Below are 8,996 nucleotides of genomic sequence, written 5' to 3'. Positions count from 1 at the left end.
CCACGAGCCTACCAGATTCTCCGAACCCTGTCTAGAAATAAGCGAACGGTAAGGATAAGGTTGATGAAACCCTGATTTGTCGCCATCTCTACAGTATTGATGACAACTTCACCAATGGTTGCACGGCTAGTCATCAAGACCGTGCCTGGTGGTAGCAACTTTGTTGAGGAATTTTCTAGCCCGTTGCTCGTAATGTTTCTACTTGTGCGACTAATATACAGTTCAGGATTACTTGTCACATCGCTTGGCACGAGCCAGGGTATGTCACCATTCCAGTAGGCATCAATGCTTGTTGAAGGAGTCCCCCCTCCGCTTACAGCTCCCATCTCCCCAAGCGTAGTGGTCCGCCACCCATTGGGCAAGTTCTCTGCGCTTTGCGCTTTACCGCTTTGCGCTTCAGCCACATCTTGCAACAGCACTGGTTCAGTAGTCATTTAGATAGTACTTTCGGATCAACTTGGCGGGCGGCATACTGGAAACAAGCGATCAGATCCTCGTGCTTGAGATCGGGCAAGTCGGCGATCACTTCGTCTCCAGATAAGCCCGCCGCAAAGAGATCGAGCACATCGGCCACCCGAATCCGCATGCCCCGAACGCAGGGTCGCCCGCCGCATTGGTCGGGGTTGGTTGTGATGCGATCCAGTGGGTTGGTCATTGCCCTCCACCAGGCGCTTCAGGTGTCTGCATCAGTCGGCTCAGCAGTTCCATCGGTGTCAATGTGAGCATGGGTGCGCCGGTGTAGTCAGCACCATTGCGGGTGACGATAGCGTCGATCCCGGCGGCCTGCGCCGCTGCAACCTGAACCGCGTCCTCGAAGTCGGCCATAGACGAGCTATAGGCTGTCGTGAGGACGTACGCATTGATGTCGCAAACCTTCGTCGCGGCGAGCAGTTCACCGACAGCCAGCCGTGCTGCTGGTGCGCCGAGGAATTTCCGTGCGATGTAAAAGGCATTGACCGGCGTCATCGCTGCAACATAACGCTCATAGCGTCCCTGGTCGCCAGCTTTCCAGACTGCAAAGGCGTCGGCAAAAAATGCGGCACGCTTGAGCATAAGGTCAAGCACAACATCGGTATCGATCAGCACCCGCATCACGAATGCTTCTCCGTCAAATGCTCAAAACGGATACGCTCAACATCCTCGTCAGTCAGTTCCTCATCCGTCGTGATAATGCCTAGTAAACGCTCCGCCGATCCGTGCATATCATACGCATCGAGATCCGCTCGCAACGAGCGACTGACTGCCTCTAACAACAGCAACTGCTCACGCGTCGTAAGGCGAGGGATCTCTCTCAGCATCTCTTGCAGGGTCATGATTTGCCTCCTTGAAACGTACCGTGGGAGAGCGGTTGCTAGCGGCTAGTATACCCATGTTGACGCAAAGGCGCAAAGATATAAAACTCCTCTGCGCCTCCGCGTCTCTGCGTTAAACAACCGGCCTTCTTTCGCGATCTTTAACGCAGAGCCGCAGAGCCGGGGAGGCGCGGAGTTTCCATGTTCCCCTTTGCGCCTCTGCGCCTTTGCGCCTTTGCGTCAAAACAACCGCCCGCTTTGCTTCGCTTGCTTTACATTTTGCGCTTTACCGCTTTACCGCTTCAGCGCTTCCATCACCCGTGCCAACTCTGCATCGGCCCGTTCGCGCTCGGTGCGGGCTGCGGCGATGTCGGCGAGAATGGCGTCGAGCGGGCGGTGCTGTGCGCGGTCGGTCACGGTGACGAACTGCGAGGGGCTGAGGTTGTAATCGGCGGTGCGAGCTTGCTCCAGCGTGATCACCCGACTCAACTTGGCGCGGCTCTCCCAGGCGCGGTAGACCTCGGCCACCGCCGCGATGCCCTGCTCGGTCAGTTCGTTCTTGGGCTTGCGCTTGACGAAGTAGGCAGAGGCGTTGACCAGCAGGATCTGGCCCTTGCGTGTCGCTGGTTTGCCCCGGTGTAGCAGCAGGATGACCCCCGGTGCGCTGGTATTATAGAAGAGGTTCTCGGGTAGCAGCACCACGCCGTCGATGACATCCTGCTCGACCAGGGCGGCGCGGATGGTCTTTTCTTTGTTCGACGACTTGCTGCCCGAGCCACGCGAAACCGCGCCGGTGTCGAGCACAATTGCCGCCCGCCCGGTCTCCTTGAGGCACGCCAGGATATGCTGCACCCAGGCCCAGTCGGCACTGCTGCCCGGCGGCTGTCCAGCCCCAAAGCGGCCCCAGGCATCGGCGTCATAGAACGCCTCATCGTAGTTGTCCTGGTTCCACATCGGATTCGCGACGACATAGTCGAAGCGTTGCAGCCCCGCCCCGGCGCTCGCAAAACGCGGCGTAGTGAACGTATCGCCAATCGCGATCTCCGAGTCGGTATAGTCATGCAGGAACATATTCATCTTCGCCATCGCGTAGGTAGTTGGATTCAGTTCCTGGCCAAAGAGGCGCGGAGCCTGGCTACGCTGCGCCGGGTGCTTCTCCTCGAAGCGCAGACGCGGCTTGAGCAACAGCCCACCAGAGCCACACGTCGGATCGTGGATCTCGGTATAGGGCTGCGGATCGAGCAGATCGGCCATCAGAAAGCCAACCTCTTTGGGCGTATAGAACTCGCCCGCGCTCTGACCCTGACCCTCGGCAAACTTGCGCAGCAGATACTCATAGGCCCGCCCCAACACATCGGGCTCGGTATGCTGGAGGCCCAGGCGATGGCGACTGATCACCTCGATCAGCGCAGCGAGGCGGTCATCATCAAGCGTGCGCTGACCGCTCTGACGCTCATTAAAGTCTTTGACATCGAGCACACCCTGGAGATCGGGGTTCAACCGAGCCGTCTCGCGCATCGCCGTGGTAGCAAACTCACCGAGCGTCCCATCAGCACCATGGTTACGAATGCGGCTCCACTGATACGCCGTTGGCACAAAGAAGCGCACAATCGGCTTACGGCCCGTGCGCAACGCATCAGCGTGATCCTGCTCGATCACCGTGCGGGCAACATCCTCGCCCCCGAACGTCGCCGCATGCTTTGCCACTTCATCGTCAAAGACATCGGAAAGCCGCTTGAAAAAGACCAGCGGCAGAATGAAATCTTTGAACTTCGGGGCATCGGTTGCACCGCGGATCGCACATGCGGCATCCCAGAGCCAGGTCTCCAACGCGCTGATAGTCAACTGCTGACCATTCGAGGGCACCTGATCGAACCCACTGGCCGCAGGGAGATCATTGGAGGGCAACGACGATTTTTTGGAGCGTCCACGCGACACGGTGATCATCCTTCGCCCAATCCAGGCACTATGGGGAGCCCACAGCGACGGGCCAGAGCCGCAACGTACCGTGGGAGAGCGGTTGTTGACGGCTAGTATACCCATGTTGACGCAAAGACGCAACGCTGCCTATACAGATCCGTATTGACGCAAAGACGCAACGCTGCGCATACAGATCCGTATTGACGCAAAGGCGCAAAGGTATTGCATACCTTTGCGCCTCTGCGCCTTTGCGTCAAACAACCGGCCTTCGTTGCGAGGGCAGAAGATGCCATCGCCCTGAAAGCTGTGGTAGGGCGATGGCATCTTGCGTGCATGCACCCGCCAGGGCACCCGCAAGGGGTGCCCGTACACCGGGCCCGGCACCCGGCCTGTAGGGGCACCCCTTGCGGGTGCCCTGATAGAGCGTCTTTTTGTATCCGGTTTCGTATGATGCCATCGCCCTGAAAGCTGTGGGTTCTTATCTTGACATGAGAAAACCCTCATGAGTATAATACTCAAGATACCACCTCTGTTAGGAGCTGCGTGTATTTATGAACCAGCGTATACACTGGCGCAATGCCACGGTTGCCACGTTCGTCATTGTTGCACTCTTTCTCGCGGTAACCGCCCCGTTCACCTCATCCCCGCTTAGCGCTCAAACCGCGATTACGGTTGATCCTCCCACCCCTGCGATCAGCGTTGCGCCTGGTGGGACAAATCAGATTCTGATTACCGTCACGAATAATAATATCCCTGGTGCGGTGGATCGTACGTTTACCCTTGCTTTTAGCAATATTCCCGCTGGGATTCACATCGCTACCTCTGGTTCGACCTTCATTGCTGTCGGTTCGTCACAGCAGATCAGTATTGCCGCTGCGGTGGCCAACACGGTTGCGCCAGGGGTCTATACGATTGCTGGCATTATTACCGGTACCGCTGCGGGTCAGACGAATGTGACGCAGAGTATCTTCTTGCAGCTTACCGTCATACGCCGCTTGCATGTGCTGTTCTTGAGCTTCACTGCGGTCGGAGTGGTTCCATCGAAAACGACATCTAGCGATACCACATCACCATTACCGCAATGGAACCGCATCAGCACAGATCATGCCATTGGCACCGTTGCCAGCGAGCACATGGTCGTCTTTGTTCAGGCCTCAGGCTCGGGGCGATGGTCGGGCAAGCACATTGCTCGACCATCGCCGTGAACAACCAATGCACCGGCAGCGTGACACGGTGCTTCTTTACACCGGCGTGTTTAGCAATTCGCTGAGGTGATGATCCACCTGCTGGATAAAGGTTGGGGCGACCCCGAACAGACCCAGGTGGCCAAGCAGATCGTCAATGACGCGTAATTCGCTGCCCGGAATCAGTGCTTGCTCAGCCTGACAATCGCGTACCGGGAAAAACATATCTTCGTTGATCGGCATCACGAAGGTTCGTGCGGTAATCCGTCCCAGCGCAGCGGCGAGATCGCCGTTCGTATGGCGTGACACATCGCCGTGCTGCCATTTCCAGGCCATGCACAACAGCGCGTTGGGATCCATCGCGGTAAAGTACGGCTCGAGAAAACCTGTCAGGAAGGCCTCCTTCGAGTCAAAGTCCATGCCTCGCCAGATTTCCTGCTTCCAAAACTCGGTCGAGAAGCCCATGACCGCCCAGAGGCGGGCCTGGCGCTGCAAGCCGGTGATAACCTCGGTGTGTGAGCGGTAGTTTCCGCCATTCCAGCCTGGATCAGACCAGATCGCCTCGTTGAGGGTCGCGGTAAACAGGTAGTCGTGGGGCGTATTTTGGGCTGTGCCCGCAATCGGCGCCGCCCGCAGCACCTTGTCAGGGAAGCGTACCGCCCACTCGTAGGTCTGCTGTGCGCCCATCGATCCGCCAACGACCAACTGGAGCCGTTCGATCCCAAAGTGTTGGCGCAGCAAACGCTCTTGCGCCACCACGTCATCGCCAATCCGAACGCGGGGAAAGTTCGCCATGGCAATCGCCGCATTTGGGCCGGTCGCCGTATGCGGCGAGGTCGACAGGCCATTGCCAATTTGATTGATCGCAACGATGAAATACTGCGCTGGGTTCAGGGCATGCTGTGGGCCAACATACACATCGCGCCAGATCTGATGGGTGCCAGAATACCAAGTGGGGATCAGAATGGCATTATCCTTGGCGGCATTCAGCGTCCCCCAGGTCGTAATCGCGAGCTGACAGTCGGGAATGATGCCACCTTCTTCGAGCTCAAGCCGACCAATGCTGACGAGTTCATACTCGCCGTGAAACTCCGGGCTATAGTACGCATTCTCAATCATGCTGCTCCTCCTTTGGCGCAATGGGAACGCGCACCTTGCTCGTCCCACCTGGCGACCCCCTCGTCATCCCGCTTGCGATAGCCATCCATCATCATACGCGCGTTCTCCTCATTGAGATGCAAAGCCTCGCCCCTTGAAAACCGATAACCCGCTCGGTCGCAACACCTGCCGACCCACCGACCGTGCGTTGAGCGAGGCGAAGAACCTGGCCCTCAAGCAGGGCACAGGAACCATCCCCACGAGCGGGGAAATCCAACAACGTTTGCTTTGCACAAGGCTTGATGCATGGAGTATACCATACCCATCTGCCCAGGGCAGGGCTACGCTGAAAATGGGGGAACCAAGTTCCCCCACGCCCCCGTTTTCCTTCGTGGTGGCGCACCGGCAGGCGCATCGCGTGCTGTTACAAAGTCCCGGTAGGGCTAAATAGCATCCGCAGATGACGTTGCATCAGCCCTTTGCGGCGCACGAGGCACCGGAGCAGAGCGCACCTCCTCGCTTACCGACGCAACACTGGCACATAGACCCGTTCATCGCGACCCGTGACCCGCAACGGATCACGCGGGATGGTCGTCTGGCCAGAGGAGTTGCGCCCCCAGCAGTGGAGCGTGCCCTTGGTCGTTACCACGCACGTATGTGCCCCACCCGCACGAACCTGACTGATAGCACCGAGGTCTTCCGGTACTGTCGCTTGTCCAGCTTCGTTTTGCCCCCAGTAACGCAAGGTTCCATCGGCTTTCACCGCGGCCGTGTGCCCACCTCCTGCGCTGACCTGGCTGACCAGACCGAGATCCGTCGGCACGGTCGCCTGGCCGAGGGTATTTTCCCCCCAACAATGCAGTGTCCTGATCGCCCCGATCGCACAGGTGTGATTAGCCCCCACACTGACCTGGCTGACTGCACCGAGGTCATCCGGTACCGTCACCTTACCGTAAGAGTTACTCCCCCAGCAGCGCAGCGCCCCTCGCGCTGTCAATGCACAGGTGTGATGATCACCCGCGCTGACCTGGCTGACTGCGCCGAGATCGGATGGCACCGTCGCCTTGCCGTACGAGTTATTCCCCCAGCAGCGTAGATTCCCGGTCGTCGTCAATGCACAGGCGTGCGACCCACCCGCGCTGATCTGGCTGACCGCGCCCAGATCGCCCGGCACCTCCGCCTGGCCCCACTCGTTGTACCCCCAGCAGCGCACCGTACCGCGCGCCATCACTGCGCACGTATACGCCCCCCCCAGGCTCACCTGGCTCACCGCGCCCAGGTCAACTGGCACCTCTGTCTGGCCGTACTTGTTCCATCCCCAGCAGTGCAATAACCCATCTGCCGCCACCGCACAGGTGTGAGCAGCACCCGCGCTGACCTGGCTGACCGTGCCGAGATCTCCCGGTATCGTTGCCTGGCCGCTTCCGTTCGCCCCCCAACAGCTTAGTGTACTGCCGTCAATAGTCAGCGCACAGGTATGATAAGAACCGGTACTCATCTGGAAAACCACCCCCAGGTCGGCAGGGACAGCACTCTCACCATACCCGGCTCCGCCCCAGCAGCGCAGCATACCTTCGGTGGTCACCGCACACGTGTGCCCACTTCCTGTGTTGACCTGCACCACTGGGCCAAGATTCACTGGCACGCTGCTCTGTTCAAACCCATTCGCGCCCCAACAGCGCACTGTGCCCGACCTGGTCACTGCACAAGTGTGACCAAAACCCGCGCTGGCCTGGCTCACGGCACCGAGGTCGCCCGGCACGGTCACCTGGCCGTACTCGTTCCAGCCCCAGCAGCGCAACGCCCCCGCCAACGTCACCGCACAGGTGTGACGATTACCCGCGCTGACCTGACTGACCGCGCTGAGGTCACTCGGCACAGTCGCCTGAGCGTCATTATTCCTCCCCCAGCAGCGCAAGGCCCCGTCCATCGTCACCGCACAGGTGTGCTCACCACCTGCATTGACCTGGCTCACAACACCCAGATGACCTGGAACCTCCGCCTGGCCGTTTCCGTTCGCCCCCCAGCAACGCAACGCCCCGTTCGCCGTCACCGCACAAATGTGACCACCACCCACACTGACTTGACTGACTGCGCCAAGGTCGGATGGTACCTCAGAAGATGCGCCCCAGCAAGACAACTGCCCGGCGCGGTTGATGACACACGTACGATCGCCGCCAGCGCTCACCTGGGGCAGGTCGGTGCTGCTGAGATCGCGGATGGCGTGCGAATGCAGATCGATCACCGTTTGTGTCGCCGCCGATGCCAGCGGTTCATGCACTGGCGGCGCCGCCAGCGACGTGAGGCTGGTCAACAACAGCGGAACCCCGAGGCCGACGATCATGAGCAAGAGCATGAAGATGCGACGCATCACGGGTCTCCCTTCGTACATCACCACCCGCCGTGCCTCTGCACACGATGGCGTCAGCGAAGCCACGGGCGCGCCACGGGCGCAGGGTGGGCAAAGACGGCCTCCTGCGCATCGCGACGCTTCATCGCCGGCGTACGGAAAAGGATCAGGTGGACACGACCCACTGCTGGAACAACCCAACGCACGGTCAGCATGGCGATGATGCAGGGAGGCTCCTGGTCTGAGCATACCATAGCCGCGAACCCGCGATAGTGAAGGTTGATGAAGCCCTGCGTGAAGATCTTTTTTTGTATGGTTATGCACAATTAACTTTTTCCGTGGCGGTGGATGCACCAGTCACCGCTACCGGAACGCCCCGGTGATCATGGCGCAACGGCGCAAAGGTTTTCGCGGAGGGGCGCGCGCCATGCGCGCCCTGCGCACCTTTGCGTAAGCGTCTTCGCGCCTTCGCGTGAGCGTCTTTGCATGGGGCACGCTCCCAAAGATCGCCCCCGCCCGCTGGTTCACACCTCGCCACCTCTGGATCAACAGCCACAACGGTCACACCTTTATGACGCGCCCGAGCCAGTTGGGCGCGTAATGAGGCTTTCCGACGAAGCACATTCGGCCAGTGCGCAGGATCCCAGCCTGGCTCGGCCCCAAGTACCATCCGCGCCGTCGGCGTTTGCCAGGCCAGCGCATCAAGCAGTGGTGCCTGGGCACCAAAATAACAGACCCGCTCGCCATGACTGGCCGCATCAGTCGCAAAAGCACGTGTCACCTCAGCAAGCCGCTCTGGCGAACAAACCGGCGCCGCCGCGACGACCCGTGTCCGGGCCGCAGAGACATAGCCGACAACCACATCACCTTCAGGCGGAAACCAGTAGGTCAGGCCACGGGTCAAAAGCTGGCACGACATCGTGTGCCAACCATAACGGTGCAACAAAAGCCGAATGTTTGTCTGGACGATAATGTACGCCTATTGCTTCTGGGCTAGCCACGCTTCCAGATCAGCCACACCCTCGAAATCAAGCACCGCATCGATCAACGCAAGCCTTTGCGCAGGCAACAGTTGCTCTACCTGGTTCAATAATGTCGCAGGTACGACACCACAGCGACGTTCCAACAGGCGCAGCAACACGGCAAACTGAC

10 protein-coding genes are annotated in these 8,996 nt (G+C 59.5%); 1 reads left to right on the top strand and 9 read right to left on the bottom strand.

The features are described from left to right. Nucleotides 1-8: 8 nt before the first annotated feature. From EYB53_RS04820 to EYB53_RS04800, 5 genes are all read right to left on the bottom strand, one after another. Nucleotides 9-434, bottom strand: coding sequence for a restriction endonuclease subunit S (locus tag EYB53_RS04820; protein WP_135477079.1), 426 nt, complete (start codon nt 432-434; stop codon nt 9-11). Next, nucleotides 431-655 carry a DUF433 domain-containing protein gene (locus EYB53_RS04815; RefSeq protein ID WP_135477078.1) on the bottom strand — a complete coding sequence of 75 codons (225 nt, stop codon included), beginning with the start codon at nt 653-655 and terminating at the stop codon, nt 431-433. Before EYB53_RS04815 ends, EYB53_RS04820 begins: the two co-directional genes overlap by 4 nt. Continuing rightward, on the bottom strand, nt 652-1,092 hold the full coding sequence (locus EYB53_RS04810; RefSeq protein ID WP_135477077.1) for a PIN domain-containing protein: 441 nt from the start codon (nt 1,090-1,092) through the stop codon (nt 652-654). Before EYB53_RS04810 ends, EYB53_RS04815 begins: the two co-directional genes overlap by 4 nt. Next, nucleotides 1,092-1,313 (bottom strand): hypothetical protein, encoded by a 222-nt coding sequence (locus EYB53_RS04805; RefSeq protein ID WP_135477076.1) that lies wholly within the window; start codon nt 1,311-1,313, stop codon nt 1,092-1,094. Before EYB53_RS04805 ends, EYB53_RS04810 begins: the two co-directional genes overlap by 1 nt. 273 nt (nt 1,314-1,586) lie before the next feature. Then, nucleotides 1,587-3,230, bottom strand: a complete 1,644-nt coding sequence (locus EYB53_RS04800) for a type I restriction-modification system subunit M (protein WP_205712578.1) — start codon at nt 3,228-3,230, stop codon at nt 1,587-1,589. Nucleotides 3,231-3,763: 533 nt separating this feature from the next. Here EYB53_RS04800 and EYB53_RS04795 point away from each other — a divergent pair. After that, a complete protein-coding gene (locus EYB53_RS04795; RefSeq protein ID WP_135477074.1) occupies nt 3,764-4,417 on the top strand; it encodes a Rossmann-fold NAD(P)-binding domain-containing protein in 654 nt (217 codons plus the stop codon). Nucleotides 4,418-4,453: 36 nt separating this feature from the next. On the opposite strand, the gene EYB53_RS04790 is transcribed toward EYB53_RS04795, so the two are convergent. The 4 genes from EYB53_RS04790 to EYB53_RS26570 all read right to left on the bottom strand — a co-directional run bounded on the left by EYB53_RS04790 (nt 4,454) and on the right by EYB53_RS26570 (nt 8,985). Beyond that, nucleotides 4,454-5,515, bottom strand: a complete 1,062-nt coding sequence (locus EYB53_RS04790; protein ID WP_135477073.1) for an alpha/beta fold hydrolase — start codon at nt 5,513-5,515, stop codon at nt 4,454-4,456. A 499-nt stretch (nt 5,516-6,014) separates the two neighbouring features. Next, entirely contained in the window at nt 6,015-7,865 is a 1,851-nt protein-coding gene (locus tag EYB53_RS04785) for an RCC1 domain-containing protein (RefSeq protein ID WP_167857260.1), read from the bottom strand. A gap of 295 nt (nt 7,866-8,160) precedes the next feature. Beyond that, the gene (locus EYB53_RS04780) at nt 8,161-8,787 is read right to left on the bottom strand and encodes a phosphatidylglycerol lysyltransferase domain-containing protein (protein WP_256439662.1); all 627 of its coding nucleotides are present in this window, start codon (nt 8,785-8,787) and stop codon (nt 8,161-8,163) included. Nucleotides 8,788-8,823: 36 nt separating this feature from the next. Further along, nucleotides 8,824-8,985: a DUF4351 domain-containing protein gene (locus EYB53_RS26570; RefSeq protein ID WP_371879067.1), complete on the bottom strand. Its 162-nt coding sequence runs from the start codon at nt 8,983-8,985 to the stop codon at nt 8,824-8,826. Between the last annotated feature and the right edge of the window lie 11 nt (nt 8,986-8,996).

It is taken from the genome of Candidatus Chloroploca mongolica (assembly GCF_004762035.2).
Lineage (GTDB): Bacteria > Chloroflexota > Chloroflexia > Chloroflexales > Chloroflexaceae > Chloroploca > Chloroploca mongolica.
This window is presented reverse-complemented; position numbering and strand designations above follow the sequence as displayed.